The following is a 1,085-nucleotide window of genomic DNA, read 5'->3' on the forward strand; positions in this document are numbered from 1 at the left end:
GATCTGTTTATCCGACGCTCTTTGATTAATCTTGGCAATGAAGTTGCCAATACAGCCTTTGATGCTCCTGTCGAACTTACACCTTCCCAACAAATTGAAACAATTGAAAATCAGTTATTTGAGCTCGCCGAAAAAGGAAAATATGGGGGTGGGTTTGAAAACTTTGATACAGCCATTGCAAAAGCACTTAACATGGCAAGCGCTGCGAAAAAGCGTTCCTCACAGCTTTCAGGGATAGCTACCCATATCAAAACCCTTGATGAAAAAATGGGGGGGCTACAGCCATCCGATTTGATTATCATAGCTGGACGCCCTGGAATGGGGAAAACCTCTCTGGCGACCAATATTGCTTTTAATATTGCCAATGCTTGCAAGCGTCATGATAACAGCCAAACCAATGAAGGGGGTATTGTAGGTTTCTTCTCACTTGAAATGTCAACTGAACAGCTTGCAACTCGTATTATCTCAGAACAAATAAAGGTTTCTTCTTCTGATATGCGTCGTGGTAATATCTCAGAAGAGCAATTTACCAACATCATTTACGCAATGCGTTCCTTACAAACAATCCCTCTTTATATTGATCAAACGGGGGGTGTATCCCTTGCACAATTGGCCGCCCGTGCAAGGCGTCTTAAACGACAACATGGTTTAGATGTCTTGATTATCGATTATATCCAACTCATGACAAGCGGTTCAAAGCGTTCATTAGAAAACCGCGTTCAAGAAATTACAGCCATTACCACCGGATTAAAAGCACTTGCAAAAGAACTCAATATTCCCATCATTGCTTTGTCACAACTTTCACGTCAAGTTGAAAACCGAACCGATAAACGTCCACAACTCTCCGATTTACGTGAATCTGGTTCAATCGAGCAAGATGCCGACATTGTTCTGTTCGTTTATCGTGAAGAATATTATCTCAAAAATGAAGAACCCAAAGAAAGCACTGCTGAGTATAGCAAGTGGCAAGAGGCAATGGAGCAAGCCAAGGGTAAAGCCGAGGTTATTATAGCAAAACAACGCCATGGTCCGACAGGAATCGTTCCCCTTGCCTTTCAATCCGATTTTACACGCTTTAGTGATTT

1 protein-coding gene is annotated in these 1,085 nt (G+C 42.1%); it reads left to right on the forward strand.

Features of this window, described 5'->3' with window-relative positions; translation table 11 throughout:
• The coding region (locus tag ACFINW_RS09935) for a replicative DNA helicase (RefSeq protein WP_375674263.1) at positions 1 to 1,085 on the forward strand (1,085 nt) is incomplete at both ends.

The sequence above is a fragment of the Bartonella sp. AA18HLJMS genome, assembly GCF_042197245.1.
Lineage (GTDB): Bacteria > Pseudomonadota > Alphaproteobacteria > Rhizobiales > Rhizobiaceae > Bartonella.